At 66.5% G+C, this 17633-nt stretch carries 18 protein-coding genes, 1 tRNA gene and 2 riboswitches; of the genes, 10 read left to right on the top strand and 9 right to left on the bottom strand.

The genetic code is table 11. From position 1 onward, the window contains the following. Positions 1–175: 175 nt before the first annotated feature. Positions 176–751: a PolC-type DNA polymerase III gene (locus tag Q4C89_RS07370; RefSeq protein WP_303101962.1), complete on the bottom strand. Its 576-nt coding sequence runs from the start codon at positions 749–751 to the stop codon at positions 176–178. A gap of 250 nt (positions 752–1001) precedes the next feature. On the opposite strand from Q4C89_RS07370, the gene Q4C89_RS07365 reads away from it, so the two are divergent. The 4 genes from Q4C89_RS07365 (at position 1002) to Q4C89_RS07350 (ending at position 4599) form a co-directional block, all read left to right on the top strand. Further along, a complete protein-coding gene (locus Q4C89_RS07365) occupies positions 1002–1496 on the top strand; it encodes a hypothetical protein (protein ID WP_303101961.1) in 495 nt (164 codons plus the stop codon). A 36-nt stretch (positions 1497–1532) separates the two neighbouring features. Next, complete coding sequence (locus Q4C89_RS07360; protein ID WP_303101960.1) at positions 1533–2549, top strand: CPBP family intramembrane glutamic endopeptidase; 1017 nt, start codon at positions 1533–1535, stop codon at positions 2547–2549. A 39-nt stretch (positions 2550–2588) separates the two neighbouring features. Next, positions 2589–3344, top strand: a complete 756-nt coding sequence (locus Q4C89_RS07355) for a hypothetical protein (RefSeq protein WP_303101959.1) — start codon at positions 2589–2591, stop codon at positions 3342–3344. 91 nt (positions 3345–3435) lie between these two features. Beyond that, positions 3436–4599 carry a sensor histidine kinase KdpD gene (locus Q4C89_RS07350; RefSeq protein ID WP_303101958.1) on the top strand — a complete coding sequence of 388 codons (1164 nt, stop codon included), beginning with the start codon at positions 3436–3438 and terminating at the stop codon, positions 4597–4599. Between the two features lie 45 nt (positions 4600–4644). Here the strand turns inward: Q4C89_RS07350 and crtI are convergent, their stop codons facing one another. Beyond that, positions 4645–6273: a phytoene desaturase family protein gene (crtI, locus tag Q4C89_RS07345; protein ID WP_303101957.1), complete on the bottom strand. Its 1629-nt coding sequence runs from the start codon at positions 6271–6273 to the stop codon at positions 4645–4647. A gap of 38 nt (positions 6274–6311) precedes the next feature. Next, positions 6312–7157, bottom strand: coding sequence for a phytoene/squalene synthase family protein (locus tag Q4C89_RS07340; RefSeq protein WP_303101969.1), 846 nt, complete (start codon positions 7155–7157; stop codon positions 6312–6314). A 263-nt stretch (positions 7158–7420) separates the two neighbouring features. Between Q4C89_RS07340 and Q4C89_RS07335 the strand changes: the two genes are divergently transcribed. From Q4C89_RS07335 to Q4C89_RS07320, 4 genes are all read left to right on the top strand, one after another. Further along, positions 7421–8167 (top strand): phage holin family protein, encoded by a 747-nt coding sequence (locus Q4C89_RS07335; RefSeq protein WP_303101956.1) that lies wholly within the window; start codon positions 7421–7423, stop codon positions 8165–8167. Positions 8168–8169: 2 nt separating this feature from the next. After that, positions 8170–8937, top strand: a complete 768-nt coding sequence (locus tag Q4C89_RS07330) for a hypothetical protein (protein WP_303101955.1) — start codon at positions 8170–8172, stop codon at positions 8935–8937. A 91-nt stretch (positions 8938–9028) separates the two neighbouring features. After that, positions 9029–9421: a Fur family transcriptional regulator gene (locus Q4C89_RS07325; protein WP_303101954.1), complete on the top strand. Its 393-nt coding sequence runs from the start codon at positions 9029–9031 to the stop codon at positions 9419–9421. A gap of 69 nt (positions 9422–9490) precedes the next feature. Next, a complete protein-coding gene (locus Q4C89_RS07320; protein ID WP_303101953.1) occupies positions 9491–10789 on the top strand; it encodes a glycosyltransferase family 2 protein in 1299 nt (432 codons plus the stop codon). A gap of 6 nt (positions 10790–10795) precedes the next feature. Here Q4C89_RS07320 and Q4C89_RS07315 read toward each other — a convergent pair whose 3' ends face one another. From Q4C89_RS07315 to Q4C89_RS07295, 5 genes are all read right to left on the bottom strand, one after another. Next, positions 10796–11728 (bottom strand): bifunctional 5,10-methylenetetrahydrofolate dehydrogenase/5,10-methenyltetrahydrofolate cyclohydrolase, encoded by a 933-nt coding sequence (locus Q4C89_RS07315; protein WP_303101952.1) that lies wholly within the window; start codon positions 11726–11728, stop codon positions 10796–10798. Between the two features lie 17 nt (positions 11729–11745). After that, the gene (purH, locus tag Q4C89_RS07310; RefSeq protein ID WP_303101951.1) at positions 11746–13281 is read right to left on the bottom strand and encodes a bifunctional phosphoribosylaminoimidazolecarboxamide formyltransferase/IMP cyclohydrolase; all 1536 of its coding nucleotides are present in this window, start codon (positions 13279–13281) and stop codon (positions 11746–11748) included. A gap of 41 nt (positions 13282–13322) precedes the next feature. Beyond that, positions 13323–13407: riboswitch (ZMP/ZTP riboswitch) on the bottom strand. Between the two features lie 88 nt (positions 13408–13495). Next, positions 13496–14053 carry a hypothetical protein gene (locus tag Q4C89_RS07305; RefSeq protein ID WP_303101950.1) on the bottom strand — a complete coding sequence of 186 codons (558 nt, stop codon included), beginning with the start codon at positions 14051–14053 and terminating at the stop codon, positions 13496–13498. A gap of 59 nt (positions 14054–14112) precedes the next feature. Then, positions 14113–15099, bottom strand: a complete 987-nt coding sequence (locus tag Q4C89_RS07300; RefSeq protein ID WP_303101949.1) for an alpha/beta fold hydrolase family protein — start codon at positions 15097–15099, stop codon at positions 14113–14115. Next, on the bottom strand, positions 15096–16421 hold the full coding sequence (locus Q4C89_RS07295) for an O-acetylhomoserine aminocarboxypropyltransferase/cysteine synthase family protein (protein ID WP_303101948.1): 1326 nt from the start codon (positions 16419–16421) through the stop codon (positions 15096–15098). Before Q4C89_RS07295 ends, Q4C89_RS07300 begins: the two co-directional genes overlap by 4 nt. Positions 16422–16557: 136 nt before the next feature. Further along, a riboswitch (SAM riboswitch) is annotated at positions 16558–16652 on the bottom strand. A 165-nt stretch (positions 16653–16817) separates the two neighbouring features. Between Q4C89_RS07295 and Q4C89_RS07290 the strand changes: the two genes are divergently transcribed. Together Q4C89_RS07290 and Q4C89_RS07285 are read left to right on the top strand one after the other, a co-directional pair. After that, positions 16818–16894 (top strand) — tRNA-Ile (locus Q4C89_RS07290). A 64-nt stretch (positions 16895–16958) separates the two neighbouring features. Continuing rightward, positions 16959–17402, top strand: coding sequence for a hypothetical protein (locus Q4C89_RS07285; RefSeq protein WP_303101947.1), 444 nt, complete (start codon positions 16959–16961; stop codon positions 17400–17402). Positions 17403–17411: 9 nt separating this feature from the next. Here Q4C89_RS07285 and Q4C89_RS07280 read toward each other — a convergent pair. Next, a partial coding sequence (locus tag Q4C89_RS07280) for a M1 family aminopeptidase (protein ID WP_303101946.1) occupies positions 17412–17633 on the bottom strand: 222 nt, incomplete at its 5' end.

Raw genomic sequence — 17633 nt, 5'->3', positions numbered from 1 at the left:
CGGTGGCTACCTGAACACGGTCTGGAGCCGCCCGGTGCCCAACGCCATCGTGTTCTTGCCGCGTGAGCAGGCCGGACGCTAAGGAGGTCGAAGCTCATCTTGAGATGAACCGGGCGAACCGAGTATTGAAAGGAGCACGTCGAACCGGGAATGCGAAGTGTGAGGTGCGATGTACTTAACCCTGGCGCAGCCGCTCGGTCATTCGCAAGTAGGCCTGCGCGGTCACCTGCACGTCCCCGAAACTGCGGTGGCGTCCGCCGGGGGCGAAGGTCAGGCCCAGGCGCTCGGCCACCACGGTCAGGTTGTGTGCCCGCTCGCCGGGAAAGGTGCGGCGCGAAAGCTGCACGGTGCAGAGTTCGGCGGCGGGTCGCCAGTTCAGGCCCAGGCGGGCAGCGTTGGCCCGCATGAATCCCCCGTCGAACCCGATGTTGTGCGCCACCACCGCCGAGTCGCCCACGAAGTCCAGAAATTCGGGAAGCACCTGCGCGATGGTGGGGGCCGACTGCACCATCTGGTCGCTGATGCCGTGAACCTGCTGGGCACGCCAGTGAATCGGGAGAATGCGGCCCTCGGCGTCGGTTGGGCGCACCAGGGTTTCGAACTTGAGGGTTTCGTCGAGTTGCCCGCCGACGATCCGCAGCGCCCCGATTTCGACGATGCCGTCCTTGGCGGGGGAGAGGCCCGTCGTTTCCAGGTCGAAGACGACCACGTCGAGCGGCCAGTCTTCTGCCCGCTGGCTTGCCTGTCTCAAAGATGCTGCCTGCTGTGCCACGCCGAGCAGCCTAACCCGTTCCGCTCCCCACAATCAGAGGTTTCTGCCCCCAGATGGGGGTGGGGCAGGCCCCGGAAACCACGACGAAGCCCACCGGGCGGGCGCGGTTTGCCCTTTTGCCGGGTAAGCGCCGTGTCAGAGGGTGTCCACTACGTTGATGGGGGCCGAGGCGCTGCTGCGTCTCTCAGTTCTTTTCGCCCTGTTCCCCCGCGCAGGAGGAATCCCGTTCATGCTCTCTGCTTCTACCACCCTTGTCGTCGCGTCCAGTGTGATCGAGCCGGTCTCCGGTCTCCAGGTGCCTTGTTACTGGTGTCGCCGCCTGCTGAAGCTCTGCGATGGTCGGCGCACCCTGGAAGAAGTGGCCGGGAAGCTCGACCTCCCCGTTTCCATTTGCCTCTCGCTGGGGCAAAAGTCGCTGGAACACGGCTGGGCTTTGCTGCGGGTGATTTCGGTGGATGCCGAGCAGCAACTCATGCAGGAATTGCTGTGGACGGAACTCTTGAACCGCACGCAGCAGGTGGTCGGGCTGGGCAGCGAGGAACTGCTGCGTTCGGCGGCGGCCTGTGCTGGGCAGCCCTACGGCGCGGTGTTGCCCGCGCAGTTTACGCACCTGGAACGCGCACTTTTGGCCCTGGTTTCCCAGGAGCAGCGCCCCGCCCTGACCGAGCATCTGGAGGCGCTGCGCCGCAAATACGCGATTCTGGCTCCGCTCCGGGTGACCTGACCCGGAACGCGGCGGGGGCACGCTACCCTGTCGCCAATGACTGTGCCGCCCCCCTCGCCTGCCCCTGAGCCGCTGCCCGGTACGCCCGTCTCGACCCCGGCCCAGGAGCCGCAGGTCAGCGCCTTGCAAGGCAACCGTGCGGCCCTGGGCCTGCTCGCCACCCAGTTGCTGGTATCGGCCTTCTGCGCCGGAATCTGGGTGACGGTTGACGGCAAACCGCTGCGTGTGGGGCTGGGCTTGCCGCTGGGCCTCTCCCTGCTCGTCACCTTCGGCGTGACGGTGCTGGTGGCGTTCCTGGCCTTTCGGCCCACGTTGCAGGCCCTCTTTGCCGATACTCGCTGGCGCACTCCACCGTCCTGGGGTCTGGCGCTGGGGGTGTTCGTGCTGGCGTTTCTGACGTCCAGGGCGTTTGCGCTGGCGTATGTCCTGCTGTTTCCCAGCAGTGCCGACGCTGCGCCGCAGTTTCGCTCGGAGGGCTGGGACATCGTGCCGCTGGTGCTGACGGCAGGGCTGCTGATTCCGGTCGTCGAGGAAATCGCCTTTCGCGGGTTGATGCTGCGCGGTCAGGAGCGGGCGGCAGGTTTCGGCGTGGCGGCTGTGGCGACCACAGTGGCTTTCGCGCTGGCCCACGGCGCACCCGTGAGCATCGCCGGGATCGTGCCGCTGGCCTACGCGATGGCCCGGCTGGTGCAGCACTCGGGCAGCCTGTGGGACGCGGTCATCGTCCACGCACTGAACAACACGTTGGCCGTCGGCCTGGGACTTTTCCTGCTCGACCGTCTGCCGAGCACCACGAACCAGACCGCCGAACTGTTGAACGCGGGAGCGATGCGGCTACCCGCCGCGCTGGTGGCCCTGCTGTTCGGCGCGGCGGTGCTGACGGTCTTGCACCTGTGGCTGACCCCGCGCCCCGACCCCCGCGAACGTGCCGCGCCCGGTCCATGGCTGAGCCTGCCTTACGTGGTCATCGTGCTGTTTGGGGTGACCCAGGCGCTGCTGACCTTTCCTGCCGTGCAGCAACTCTTGCTGGGCAAGCCGAACATCGTTCCCTGAGGGCGGCCCGGTTTCTGCCGCATGCTCTAGAGTCCGGCCATGCCCGCTTCTTCGTCCTCGCGCACACGTTCGCGGCCCACGCCACCCCCCGCTCCCGAAGCGCCCCTTGCCGCCGAAGTGCTTTCCCGGCCTGGGCCGTTCGGCGCGGCGGTGGCGGCCTCGGGTGTGCCGCCTTGGCACTACTGGCCTGCGGTGGCGCTCGCGGCCCTGCTGTCGGGCCTGAGCTACGCGCTGCTGCTGCGCCCCGGCGTCAATCTGGCGGCCGAGGCGGCGCGGGCCGGGGGGCAGGCCGCACAGTTCACTCCGCCGCTGCTCACCCATGTGGGGAACGCGTTCGGCAACGTCTTTCTGACGGTATTGACGTTCGGCGTCATGTGGGGCCTGGGGCGGCTGGCGACCAGAACGGCGGCGTCGCCCGCAGCTGCCGTCCCAGTCGCCCAGGTCTTCGCGGCCACCTTTACCCTGCCGATTCTCCTCAATGTCCTCGTTCTGGCGCTGGTTTTCCTGACCCCGGCGGCGGCCTGGGCGCTGGACGCGGGACAGGTGGCAGCGGCGCAGGGACAGCCTCTGCTGCTGCAACGGGCGGCCCTGGCAGCGGCAGCCCAGACCCCGGCGGCCCTGGCCCTGATCGCGGCAAGTCTGCTGGGCACGGTGGCGCAGTGCGTGCTGGCGGCGCGGGCGCTGCGCGGGCTGACGCCGCGTGCCGTCTGGGTCGGTCTGCTGGCGCTGCTGCCCGCGCTGGGGCTGCAACTGCTGGGACTGGCCCCGCTGCTGCTGGCCCGCGCCGCTTCCTGAACAGGTCGGTCTCCGTTAAAAGTTGACTAGCGTTCCTTTCAGAGGGCAGACAGAAAGGCGCGTCGCCGGGAGGCTAGACTGGATTCAAGTCATGCCGCCTGCCGCCTCCTCTCCTCCCACCATCTTCGTCGTGTCACCGGACGCAGCCCAGGCTTCGGCATTGGCAGCGGAATTGCGTGAGGCCGAGGTGCGCTGGCTGGTCGACGGCGAGCGGCTGCTGCGCGAATCCCATGTTCAGGTGCCGCAGGTGGTGGTGCTGCACGACCGGGTGACAGGAACGCCCCTGCCGCAAATTCTGAGCATCCTCCGTCAGCGTTCGGAACTGGCGGCGACCCAGTGGCTGGCTGTCGGTTCACAGGGGCTGGGGGCGCTGCTGAGCGTCGGGGCCGACGCCCTGATGTCCGACACCACCCCACCAGCGGCGATGGCGGCCCAGATTCGCAACATGCTGGGCCGCACCGGGCAACTGCTGCATCTTCAGGAACGCTTGACCACGGTGCAGGGGCGGCTCGACACCTGGGAACACGATGAAAAGGTGCGCGACCAGTTGGTTCACATGCTGGTCCACGACCTCAAAAATCCGATTGCCGCCGTGATGGGCCTGCTCCAGATTGTCGAGGACGACCCGACGCTTTCGGGCGAGTCGCGTGAGCTGCTGCGGCTGTGCCACGACGAATCCCAGCACCTGCTGCACCTGACGGTCAACATGCTGGACGTTCGCAAGATTCAGGCGGGTAAGATGAACCTGCGCCGCGAACTCCTGTTCAGCCCCATGTTCGAGGAAATCATCGAGCAGGCGTGCGGCGACGTGGGCAGCAGCCTGCGCGAGCGGCAACTCTCGGTGCAGGTCGCCAAAGACCTGAGTCCGGTGGACGCCGACCCCGAAATTCTACGCCGGGTGCTGGCGAACCTCATCAGCAACGCGCTCAAGCACAGCCTCAGCGGCAGCCGCCTGACCGTCAGCGTGCGCCCGCAGCCGAGTCACGTGCTGCTGAGTGTGCGCGACGAGGGCGAAGGCATTCCCGCCGAGGACATTCCCAACCTGTTCGCCGCCTTCGAACAAAGCCGCCTGACCCTGCACGGGCGCTTCGACACGGGCATGGGCCTCGCCTTTTGCAAAATGGCCATTGAGCAGCACGGCGGGCGCATCTGGGTCGAGTCGGTGCGCGGTCAGGGTTCCGAGTTCTTCATGACCTTGCCCTACGCGCAGGACGTGGAAGACGAAGACGACGACTACGCCGAACTGCTGAGTTGAGGGCCGTGGGCTGCGGGTTGCCGCTCAAAACCCACGGCCCATGGCCTACTTCCGAATGTCCGGGTGAATCCCGAAGTCGTCGGCAATCAGCCGTGCCGTCATCTTGGCCGACATCATGACGCTGGGCGTGCCCGCGCCGGGTTGCGCTCCGGCCCCGACGAGGTACAGGTTTCTGACATCCTCGCTGCGGTTGTGGGGGCGGAAAAAGGCACTCTGGACGAGTTGCGGCTCTGGCCCGAAGGCGTTGCCCAGGTAACTGTCGAGCGTGCCCTCGAAATAGTCGGGGGTCACGAACTCGAAATGGGTCAGGCGCTCGCGCAGGCGCGGAATCAGGCCGCGTTCTTCGATGTCGGCCAGCGCCCGCTCGGCCAGCTTCTGACCTTCGGTGGCCCAGTCGATGCCGCTGCCGTTGTGCGGCACGGGCACCAGCGTGTAGGCGGCGTGGTGCCCTGCCGGGGCCAGCGCGGGGTCGGTCAGGGTCGGCACATGCAGGTACTGGCTGAAGTCCTCGCCCAGCACCTTTTTCCCGAAAATTTCCGTGAGGAGTGCTTCGTAGCGCGGCCCCAGCAGGATGTTGTGGTGCTTGAGCGGCAGCGCCTCGCCATCGTCGCGGAAGCCGAAATAGACGACCAGCAGGCTCATGCTCTGCTGCGCGGCCCGCACCCGCAGGTCAGAGTTGACCAGTCGCGCCGCCCTGGGCACCCGCTTGAGGTAGGTGTTGGCCCAGTCGCCGTTGCTCACCACGAGGTCGGCCCGCAGTTCCTCGCCAGTTTCCAGCCGCACGCCCCGCGCCGTGCGCCGTCCGGGCAGGCGTCCGTCCACCAGAATCTCCTGCACCCCGGCCCCGTAACGAATCTGCCCGCCGAGTTCCTCGAATTTCTGCACCAGCCCGCGCACGAGTGCCCCAGTGCCGCCCATCGCGTAGTGGATGCCCCAGGTTTTCTCGACGAAGTGGATCATGGCGTAGATGGCGGGCACGCTCAGCGGATTGCCGCCGACCAGCAGCGTCTCGAAGGAAAAGACCTGCCGCATCTTGTCGGACTGGAAATATTTGGACGTAAACGAAAACAGCGTGCGCACCGCGTCCAGCTTCAGCAGGTCGGGCACCACGCGCAGCATGGTCGGCACGTCGCCGAAGTGGGTGTAGCCCAGTTCGATAAAGCCCCGGCGGAAAATCGCCTCGGCATCGGCGTGAAAGCGTTCGTAGCCCGCCAGGTCTTCGGGGGCCAGGGCCGCAATCTGGCGGCGGGTGCTGTCGGGGTCGCCGTCGTAGTCGAAATAGCTGCCGTCGTGAAAGACGATGCGGTAAAACGGCAGAATCGGCACCAGCTTTACGTATTCACTGGTGCGCGGGCCGCCGCTCACACCCTCGCGGACGCGCTCGCCGCTCAGCACCTCGGCTGGGTAGTCGGGGGCGTCGAGGTGGGCGCGTCCCGGTTCTAGTGCGAACAATTCCTCGATGAAATGTGGCACGGTAATGACCGTCGGCCCCATGTCGAACACGTAACCGTCGGGTGTGCGCTTCTGATAGGCGCGGCCTCCGGGGGCGTCAAGCCGTTCCAGTACGGTGGTGTCGAAGCCCAGGCTTTGCAGGCGAATGGCGAGGGACAGGCCACCGAAGCCCGAGCCGATGATCAGGGCGGTTTTGCGGTGAGAAGCAGGGTCAGCAGTCATAGGTCAAACCTCTGAAGAAGCGAGGAAAATGTGGAGGGTCAGGAACGGATGAGCGCGGCCTGTTGACGTGTCTGCCAGCAGGCGCGGGCCAGCAGCAGCAGCTTTTGCCGCCCGCTGACATGGGCGCGGCGGCTGAAGTTATCGAATCCGGCCCGCTGAAGGTCATCCAGAATGCCTTCATAGGCGTGGGCGGCAGTCAGCACAGCCAGTGGCCCGCGCCCGCGCAGCAGCGGAATCCCGGCGCGTCCGGCGGCGTACCACTCGCGGGCGAGGCCCGTCAGGTGCCGCATCAGGGCGCGGTAATTGTCGCCCAGCGGCTCCCCCGCCTGGTAGCGTTCCAGGTCGGCGCGGCCCAGGCCGTACTCGCGCAGCAGCGACTCGGGCAGATAAACCCGGCCCCGGCGCAGGTCTTCGCCCACGTCGCGCAGGATGTTGGTCAGTTGCATGGCCTGACCGAGCTTCAGGGCGTGTTCCAGCGTGCTTTCGCCCCCCCGGTAGCCGCAAATGGGCGCAATCATAAAGCCCACCACGCCCGCCACCCGGCGGCAGTACAGCAGCAGGTCGTCTATGTCGCGGTAGACGTGCCCGCGCAGGTCCATTTTCAGTCCCTCGTGCAACTCGGCAAAGGCCGACTGGGGAACGGGATAACGCTCCACCGCCCAGGCCAGCGCGGGCCAGAGGGAGCCGTTCGCCTCGCCCGCAAAAGCCGCTTCGACGGCGTGCCACCACGCTCCCAGCGCTTCCTGCGCGTCCTCACCCTCTCCCTCATCCACGATGTCGTCCCCGCTGCGGCAGGCGGCATACACGGCCCAGACAGCGGCCCGCTCCTGCGGCGCGAACAGTTGCGACCCCAGGTAAAAAGTTTTGCTGTGTTCGCGCGTCATGGCCTGGCAGTACCGGACCGCCTGTGCCACCGGGGGCTGGCGCAACTCGGCAGCGGGGAGAGAAAGGGGCGGGTCAGTCACAATCAAAGGCCTCAAGCCAGTCTAAGAGACAGGGGGAGGCCCAGACCTCGGACTCGCTTACAGAGTCGTGTTGGAGAGTGAGAGATTGACGTTTCCTTTGGGGTGACGGTGTGCGGACGTTTCTTTCATTATGCTAAGGAAAGAAGCTGCCCGCGATGGGCGGCAAGAGCCTGGAGGAAGCAATGGAAGAACGCAAGAGTATGGGAAGCGCGCTGGTCGAAGTGTTCGACGCTGGCGTCGTTCTCGTGAAGTCTGAAATCAATGCCGTGGCCAAGAAGGTCAGCGAACTCGCCAAGGCCAAAGGGGTCGGCATCGTGCTGGTGCTGGCCGCGCTGGGGCCGCTGGTGCTGGGCCTGATTTTCCTGATTCTGGCCGTGTTCTACGGTCTGATGCGTCTGGGTCTGGCGGCCTGGGCAGCGGCCCTGATTATTGCCCTGGTCAGCCTCGCCATCACGGGCGCCCTGATTTTCATGGGCCTCAAGAAGCTCAGCGCCGAGGTGGACACCGGCATGCCCCGCCGTCCGGTGGACCTGAACGGGCCTGAGTTCAAAGGTGCCACGGCGAGCGCGGGTGCCGACGCGGGCAAGAGCGGCGTGCCTGCCACCTCGCTCAAGTACGACGTTCCCGGTGCCGGAGCCGCCGCCAGCGTGCCGGCCACCACTTTCTACGGCGATGCCCAGCCCGGCGCACAGACCCAGGGCAACCAGCGCGTCTACGAAAGCGACGTGGACGGACGCGCCAAGATGTACGGCGACCGCCTGAACGAAAAGCTCGAAGGCCACGGTCACGACCACGACCCCAACCTGCAAAACCCCGTCGTCCTGCGTGACGCTCCGGGCATCGCCGTCAGCACCACGCCCACCTACATCGAGGACATGCGCCGCGAGGGTCTGGACGTGCCCGACACGGCCACCAAGGGAGGCAACTGAAGATGGCTGACAGCAAAGACCGTTCCCTGACCATCCAGGCCCAGCCTACCGTCACCCATGACGCCCCGGTGGTGTCTGGTGAAGTGCGTGTGGGCCAGGGCAGCGACATCCGCTACCTGACCGAACAGGAAGAAGCCCGCGAGCGTCTCAAGGCCAGCGTGGACCGCCTGACCGAACAGGCCAGCCTGCGCGTGCAGGTCGAAAAAGAACCGCTCAAGATGCTCGGCGGCGCTTCGGCTGTCGGTGCGGTGCTGGGGCTGCTGGTGGGACGTCAGTTCCGCCGCTCCAAGAAGATTTATGTGGACGCCCACAGCCCGGTCAAGCACCAGAAGGCGTTCGTCAAGGCCCAGCAGAAGCAAAAAGGCAGCAAGAACGACCTCGGCGGCGCGCTGGTCGCCACCCTCGGCACCATGGCGGTCAAGATGCTGACCGACAAGGTGCTTGCGCCCAAGCTCGAATCGGTGGCGAACGGCCTGCTCGACAAGGCCGGTCAGCCCAAGGGGGCCACCAAGTCCACTCCCGCCGCCCGCGCCAGCTCGGTGGCGGCAGCGAGCACCGCCAGCACTGTGCCTGCCCAGGACCGTCCCACGGCAGCGCTGGCCCAGGACGCGGCAGCGACGGCTGCACAGACCCAGTCGGCAGCGGCGGGGGTTCACTACACCGCCAACCCCGTTCACCCCGGCGTGGTGCCGATTCCTGACAGCAAGGTCGAAGCCAAGGCCCAGGGCACGCCCATCAGCGAAGACCAGAAGGCCAATCCCAACCTGTAGTCTTCGGTGAATTTCGGGGCCGCTTCCTTCGGGGGGCGGCTTTTTCGTGTTGCCAGGACTTGCTCGCCGTGACGGTGCTACCCTGGCCTGTATGACGGTCAGCCGCAGCACCCGACAGCGTGATGTGATTTCCCGCCTTCTGGAAGAAGCGCCGGGGCCACTGGCGGTGGGCGATATCCACGAACGGGCGCGGGCCGAGTTGCCCCGCCTGGGCATAGCGACGGTCTACCGCACCCTCAAGCTTCTGACCGAGCAGCGCCGCATTCATCCCGTGTTGCTCGACGGTGAAACACTGTATGAGGCGACGGGCAAGGGCCACCACCACCACTTCAGTTGCACCCGCTGCGGCAAGGTGTTCACGCTGCACACCTGCCCCGTCGCGCTGCCGAGCGGCACGGTCTATCCCGGCGGCTTTATCGTCGAGGCGCATGAGGTGACGCTCTACGGGCAGTGCCCGACGTGTGCAGAGGGTCAGGGCGTCTAGTCGGGTACGCCTCTCAGGGTGCATAGTGGGCGGTTATAAGGCCGCTGGCCTGCCCCTGGAGTGACCCCCTTGAACCTACTGCATGGATTTCTGACCTTCCTCGACCTGAGTGGCCTGGTGATGCTGGGCCTGTATTTCGCTCAGATGATCGTGGCGGCGCTGCTGCCCACGCCCCGGCGTCGCCGCACGCCTGACCTGTCGCTGCGCTTCACTTTCCTGATTCCGGCCCTCAACGAGGCGCAGGTGATTGCCGCCACGGTGCAGAACCTGCGCGAAACCGTGCCCGAGGCGCAAGTGGTGGTCATCGACGATGCCAGCGACGACGACACCGCCGCCATCGTGACCGGACTGGGGGCACGTGACCCGCAAGTCAGCCTGCTGCGCCGCGCCTTTCCACAGGCCCGCGAAGGCAAGGGCAAGGCTCTGAACTGGGCCGTTTCTCAGGTGCTGGGTTCACGACAAGCGGCGGAGGCCGACCTGTCCCGCGAGATTTTTGTGGTGGTGGATGCCGACGGACGGGTGACGCCGGGTCTCATTCCCGAAGCCCGGGAAGCTCTGGCCGACCCTGACGTGATGGGTGCCCAAGCCCGCGTGAAAATTCGGCCCAGCGTGGTCAAGCTAACGCCCAAGACGGTCATCGGGCGCATGCTGGAGCAGCAGCAGGACCTGGAGTTCTTTATCGTGCGGCACGTGCAACTGCTGCGCGAACGCTGGCATTCGGTGGGGCTGTTCGGCAACGGGCAGTTCATGCGGGCCAGCTATCTGGCGGGGCAACTGGCGCGGGGAGTAGCCCCCTGGCCCGACTGCCTCAGCGAAGATTTTGCCAGCGGTCTGGAAATGCGACTGGCCCGCAAGCAAAACCGCATGGCTTTTTTGGAACACGCCGTGACCCAGCAGGGGCTCCCCGACCTGCCGCGCTTTTCTCGGCAGCGTGCGCGCTGGACACAGGGCACCATGCAGTGCGCGCCGTACCTGCCCCAGCTCTGGCGCTCGCCCATGCCGCTGCTGGCACGGCTCGACCTCACCTACTTCGTCATCAGCCCGTGGATGAACGCCGTGATTGTCACCTCGCTGCTGATGCAGCCGGTGCGCTGGCTGATGGGCGCAGAGGGGCTTGTGCTGGACGCGACCACCAGCCTCATCATCACGGTCATCAACATCGGGTTGCAGCTTCAGTGGGTGGCCCGCTATCAGGTCGAGAACAAGCTGTCGCCAGGCCGGGTGCTGTTTACCCTCGCCAGCCTGCCCGTGTACGGCTTCGCCCTGTTCCTGAGCCTGCCGATGGCCTACAAGCACTACTTCACCGGGCGCAAAACCTGGGACAAGAGTGCGCGGCACGCCGAGCCCGCCCCGGTAGAGGGGGGCTGAGCGCCTTCAGGTCGTCTGAGAGGTCGTCTGGGCCGCTCCGGACAGCAGAATCAGGTCGTCGGTAGGTTCGCCGCGTTGCAGTTTGACCGCCCGCACGAGGTTCTGGTACATCAGCGCCGAGGTCAGCGGCCCCACGCCGCCGGGCACCGGGGTCTGGGCACGCACGGCGAGGTCGGGCGTGGCGTCTCCCACCATGTCGCCGCTCTCCTGCACGTTGATTCCGGCGTCCACCACCACGTGATGCGGCTGGACGTGTTCGGGCCTGAGCAGCCCAGCCTTGCCGACCGCCACCACCACGGCGTCTTGCTGGGCCAGCACGTCCGCCAGATTCCGGGTGTACATGTTGCACAGGGTGACTGTCGCGCCCTTGTTGTTCAGCATGAACAGCAGCGGGCGGCCCACCGTGCGCCCTGGCCCGACCACGGCGATGCGGAGGCCGCGCAGGTCGTCACCGAGTTGCTGACGCAGCAGAAACCGGATAGAGCGCGGCGTGGGGGGCAGCAGGGCTTCGGGCTCCCGCCCGGCGGCAATCAGGGCGAGGTTGGCCGGGGTCAGCCCCTCCACGTCCTTGCGGTGGGCGATGTGCAGCAGCGCGGCGTCGGCGTCCAGGCCCTTCGCCAGCGGCAGTTCCAGCACGATGCCGTGAACCTCCGGGTCTGCCGAGAGGTCACGCAGCGTCTGTTCCAGTTTTTCCTGGGTCGCCTGGGCACCGAGGTTCACCACCTGAAACTGCACGCCCAGCCTGCGGGCGCGGGCCTCCTTGCTGTTCACATAGACCTGCGACGCCTCGTCATCGGAAGCCAGTACGCTGACCAGCCGGGGCCGAAGCGGCTGGTCCAGGGCGGCCCAGTTTTGCAGGTCGGCCCGCACCGCCCGCATCACTTGGTCGGCAATTGGTTTGCCGAGGAGAACGGTGGGGGCGGCCTGCGTGTTCGTCATGTCTGCCACGCCTCCCCTCAGTGCCGGAAGTGCCGCGAACCCGTGAACACCATGCTCACGCCCAGTTCGTTACACGCGGCGATGACTTCGGGGTCGCGCTTGGCTCCGCCGGGTTGCAGGATGGCCGTCACGCCCGCGCTGGCAGCGAGGCGCACCACGTCGTCAAAAGGGAAGAAGGCTTCCGAGGCCAGCACCGCGCCCTGCGCCTTTTCGCCTGCGTTCTGCACCGCACGCTCGGCGGCCCAGATGCGGCTGACCGCGCCCGCGCCGAGGCCCACGGTCACGCCGCCCTTGCAAATCGCTACGGCGTTGGAGCGTGCGCCCTTGACCACGGCCCAGGCGAAACGGAGGTCTTGCCACTCCTGCTCCGTTGGCTGGCGCTTGGTGACGACTTCGGGGCAGAGGTCGTCCCAGGGGCGGGTATCGCGCTCCTGCACGGCGAATCCGCCTGCCAGAGGCCGCACGTCCAGCACGCTGACGCCCTCGGCCTGACCCGCAATCAGCACGCGTAGGTCGGGCTTTTTGGCGGCGAACCATTCAATCGCGTCGCTCGTCACGTCGGGCGCAATCAGCACTTCGAGGAAGGTCCCTTTCATGCTCTGAGCCGCCGCGAAATCCACGGGCTGGCTGACCGCCACCACGCCGCCGAACACGCTGAGGGTGTCGGCATCACGGGCACGTTCCCAGGCCGCCGCCACGTTCTCCGCAACGGCCACGCCGCAGGGGTTGGCGTGTTTGACCGCCACGCACACCGCGCCCTGCTCCTGCGCGGCGAGGTCCTGGCAGAGGCTCCAGGCCGCGTCGGCGTCGGCGTAGTTGTTGAAGCTCATCGGTTTGCCCGCCACCACCTGCGCGTCCAGCACGGGGCCACGCGCCTGACCCCAGCGGTAAATCGCGGCGGGCTGGTGGGGGTTTTCGCCGTAGCGCACCTGGGCCGTGCGCGTGAGGTGCAAGTCCAGCGTCCCAGGCAGTTGGGTGGGCAACTGATCGGATTGGCCCGACAGATAGGCGTTGATCGCCGCGTCGTAGCTGCTGGTGTGCGCATAGGCTTTGGCGGCGAGGTAGCGGCGCTGGGCCTGCGAAATCTCGTCTTGCAGCGCCAGCGCGTAGTCGGCGGGGTCAACCACGATCAGCACCGACTCGTGGTTTTTGGCTGCCGAGCGAATCATGGCGGGGCCGCCGATGTCGATGTTTTCGATCACGTCGGCGTCGGGTGCGCCGCGCGCCACCGTCTCACGGAAGGGGTAGAGGTTGACGCACACGAGGTCGATGGTGCCAAAATTTTGCGCCGCCAGTTCGTCCATGTGGGCCGTGCCGCGCCGCGCCAGGATGCCGCCATGAACCGCCGGGTGCAAGGTCTTGACCCGTCCATCCATCATTTCAGGAAAGCCCGTGATGTCGCTGACCTGCCGCACGCTGAGGCCCGCTTCCTGCAGGGCCGCAAAGGTGCCGCCCGTGCTGAGCAGTTCCCAGCCTCGCGCCTGAAGCTCCTGCGCGAACTGAACGATGCCTGTTTTGTCACTCACCGAAAGTAGGGCACGTTTTGTTGCCATAGTTCCTCCAGAAAGAAGGGACGCCCCCGCCTGTGCGAGAAACGTCCGACCCAGGCGCACGGTCACTGATATTCGGAAAGCTCCCCTGTGGTTTTGGCCCACTTTGCGCCAGTCACCTTCCGCAGATGGACTGAGTCTAGCGCAGCGACCCGGCAGCAAAAGCCCCCGACCTGCAAGCCGGGGACAAAGAAGCCGGGGACAAAGAAGACAGAACTCAGTTGCTGTTGCCGCTGCCGTCGGGTGCGGGGGTGACGGGAGCCGCCACGCTGGGCGCAGCCGTGCTGGTGTCGCCCTCAATCACGCGGCGCAGGTCGTCCAGGACGGCGCGTTCCTTGTCGTTGACCTGCTCGCCGCCGATGCCCAGGAATCCGCCTTCCTTGGCGGCGTTGGCGGTGTTCTCGGCCACCTTGAGCAGCATCTGACGGTAGGCGGCGGCGTCCTCGGCACTGGTCTTGCTGCTCACCAGCCACACGGCCTGACGCACGGCCTGCACGCTGCGCTCCTTGACTTCTTCGAGGTTGCGGGTGTCTTCCTTGGGCAAGTCCTTGGGGTCGGGCGGCGTGCCCATCAGTTCGGCGGCCATCGCTTCCATCAGCGGGGTGCGGGGCGTGCTGCTGACACTGGCGCGCACTGCGGCGGCAATCGCCTGGGCCTCGGCGACCAGTCCGGTCAGACCGCTGGGGCTGGCAGCGACCACGGCGGCTCCGGCGCGGCCTGGGGCGGTCATGATGCTCAGCCACTCTTCAGAAGTGAAGTTGTCTTTTATGCTCATGCCCGTAGCTTAGGCGAGGGAACGGGCGGGCAGAATTGTGATTTCGTTGGGAGTCTGTCCTAACGGTGCAGGAAGTCCGCCACCCGCTCGGGAAGGTCCTGCGGGTCCATCAAAAAGGCGTCGTGGCCGTGAACCGAGTCCAGTTCCCAGTATTCGGCGCGGGGCAATTCGGCGGCGCAGGCCCGCACCTCGGCGGCGGGGTACAGCACGTCGCTGGAAATGCCGACCACCAGCACCGGCACCCGGATGGCCTTCAGGTTGGCGCTGCTGGGCTGAAAAGCGTCCATCGCGCTGGTCAGGGCGCAGTAGGTGTGCTCGCAGAAGCGGGCCTTCAGTTTCTCGCCCTGGTAGTGCAGGTAGGACGTGATGGCCGGCACGCCCGGCACCCGCTCGCCTGCCTGGGTCTGGGCAAAGCTCTCGGGGCTGCGGTAACTCAGCATAGCCATCTGCCGAGCGACCTTGAGGCCTTCTCCGCCCGGAGCCGCCCGAATCGCGCTGCGGGCCGCCGTATTCAGCCCGATGGCCCAGGGCGAGTGCCGCGCCGGAGCGCCGATAATCACTGCCCGCTCCACCAGATCGGGACATTCCAGCAGCCAGGCGTAGGCCAGCATGCCGCCCATGCTCGCGCCGACCACCTTGACGCGGCGCACGCCCAGATAGTCCAGCAGGGCGCGGCCCACGCGGGCCATGTCGCGCAGGGTCAGCGGCGGGTCGCCCAGTTCGGCGGCGCTGGTCGTCCCCGAGCAGCCGCCCAGCACGTTGGCGCAGACGATGTATTCGTGGCGGGGGTCGAGCGGCTTGCCCGCGCCCAGAAAGTCGGGCCACCACTCATGCACGGCGCTGTGGCCCGTTAGGGCGTGCAGCACCAGCGTGGCTTCTTCCCGCGCCTCGCCGTAGGTGTGAAAGGCCACCCGCACGTCGTTCAGCACGCGCCCGCAGTCGAGCAGCAGGGGGTGATGCCGAAACAGCGTGACCGTCTGTGTCTCGCCCGAACAGTCCGGCTCAGGGAGCGCGGCGGGCGAACATTCTGCCAGGGCCGCCGTCATGCCTCTTCTCCTTCGCCCGCCAGCGCCTGCGCGAAGTCTTTGCGGATGTCGTCAATATGTTCGATGCCCACCGACACCCGAATCAGGCCGGGCGTGACCCCCGCTGCCGTCTGGGTCGTTTCGTCCAGTTGGCTGTGGGTGGTGCTGGCGGGGTGAATGACCAGCGTGCGGGTGTCGCCCACGTTGGCGACGTGCTGGGCCAGTTTGACCGAGCGGATGAACGCCTCGCCTGCTGCCCGGCCTCCGCTGAGTTCGAAGGTCAGCACTGCGCCCGCCCCGCGTGGCAGGTAGGTCTGGGCGCGGTCGTAGTGGGGGTGGTTGTTCAGGCCGGGGTAGGTCACGCGCCGCACGTCGGGGTGCTGCGCCAGCCAACGCGCCAGCGCCAGGGCGTTCTGGGCGTGGCGCTCGGCCCGCAGGCTGAGGGTTTCCAGCCCTTGCAGGAACTGCCACGCCTGCTGCGGCGCGAGGGTGGTGCCCAGGTCGCGCAGCCCCTCGGTGCGGGCGCGGGTGATGAAGGCGACATTGGGCAGCCCCAGGCCGTTGCCCTCGCCGAAGGTGTCCCAGAACTTCAGGCCGTGGTAGCTGGGCGAAGGCTCGGTCATCAGCGGGTAGCGCCCGTTGCCCCAGTCGAAGTTGCCCCCGTCCACGATGACGCCGCCGATGCCGTTGCCGTGCCCGCCAATCCACTTGCTGGCCGAATGGGTCACGATGTTGGCCCCGTGCCGCAGCGGCTGGCAGTAGTACCCGCCCGCGCCAAAAGTGTTGTCCACGATCACGGCGACGCCCTGCGCGTGGGCGACCTTCGCCACGCCCTCGAAATCGGGAATATTGAGCGCCGGATTGCCGATGGTTTCGAGGTACATGGCCCGCGTGCGCTCGTCTATCAGCGCGGCGAAATCTTCGGGGCGCTCGTCTTTGCCCGTAAAGCGCACCTCGATGCCTAGCCGCTTGAGGGTCACGCGGAACTGGTTGACCGTGCCGCCGTACAGGTTGGGCGAAGACACGATGTTGTCGCCCGCCTGCGCCAGCGTCAGGATGGTCAGCAGTTGCGCCGCGTGCCCGCTCGACACCGCCAGAGCGCCCACGCCACCTTCCAGGGCCGCTACCCGCTGCTCGAACACGTCGTTGGTGGGGTTCATGATGCGGCTGTAGATGTTGCCGAACTGCCGCAAACCGAACAGGTCGGCGGCATGTTCCGGCGACTCGAAGACGTAAGAATTGGTGGCGTAGATGGGCGTCTGCTGCGCCCCAGTCACAGGGTCGGGCCGCTGCCCGGCGTGGACTTGCAGGGTGTCGAAGTGCAGTTTGGTGGCATCGGTCATGATGTGGGCTCCTCGGGGTCGAAAGATCCGGGGGCGCCAGATACGGCAAGGCCCCTCTCGCTGTATCGAGAAGGAGCACCGAACATCGTCATCCGCGTGGCCTTCCCGCTTGGTCCCGCCCGGCGGTTCATCGTTGACACGCTCAGGGGGCTGGCCTTGGCACCGTGACGTGATGAGGTCCGGTTGCCGCGCCGTCGTCGAGCCAGGTCTCTCGGGCGCTCTGAAGTGGGTGGCTCCGCTGCGGGAGCTTAGGCAGAAGGTAACGCCCGGCCTGGGGAAGGGTCAAGGGCGCCCCTCCCCGGTGTCCAGCTTGCTGGCCCCGTTGACAGGGCAGGCCACCACTGTTATCTTGTTCCCCGCCTGACCGAATGGAACGGCAAAGAGCAATTGAGGGGCGCGAGTGTAGCTCAGCTGGTTAGAGCGCACGCCTGATAAGCGTGAGGTCCCCAGTTCAAGTCTGGGCATTCGCACCAAGAAGAAATCCCCGCCGAGTGCGGGGGTTTTGCTTTTGGGCACCGGTTATGCTGGCAGGCGGACATGAAGAAAATCCTGACGACGATTGTTTTGTCCTCTTTCACTTTCGCCGCAGCCGCAGAAGTCAGCCTCGGTATCGGCTGGCCCTCCTCGCAAGTTTCGTTTCAGTACGACAACGCGCGTGTCGGCGTGAGCTACGTCTCCTCACGCGAAGAAGGCGGCTTGGGTGTGGAAGCGGCTTACCTGAAATCCTTCCCCGTCCAGACCCTTACGAAAGCCCAGCCCTATCTGGGTGCCGGAGTCGGTGGCCTCTTTTTGGTGAACACGTCGAGCGATGTGGTGCTCATTTATCCTTCCGTCTACCCGCATGCTATAGCGGGCTTGAAAATCCCGGTCAGTCGGCACCTGAACCTCTTCGGGGAAGCCCACGCCGGGCTGCTGACCGACTTTCACGAAAGGGTCGAACCCAGAGCTGGAGCGCGAATCGGGCTGGGCTACCTGTTCTGACAGTCCAGTTCAGGGCAGTGGTGGCAACTCGGCTGCTTCGACCCACTGGCGCAACGTCGCTTCGGCACCCTGGCCCAGGCGAGAGCGCACCAGTTCCAGCAGGGCGGCAGTGGTGACAGCCCGATTACTGAAAGTCTGCATATATTCCTGGAGGAAAGCCCGGAAAGCGGCGTCTCCGACCTGCTTGCGGAGGGCGTGCAGCGCCAGGGCACCCCGGAAATAGGCCGTCTC

The organism is Deinococcus sp., from assembly GCF_030523985.1.
Classification (GTDB): Bacteria; Deinococcota; Deinococci; order Deinococcales; family Deinococcaceae; genus Deinococcus.
This window is presented reverse-complemented; position numbering and strand designations above follow the sequence as displayed.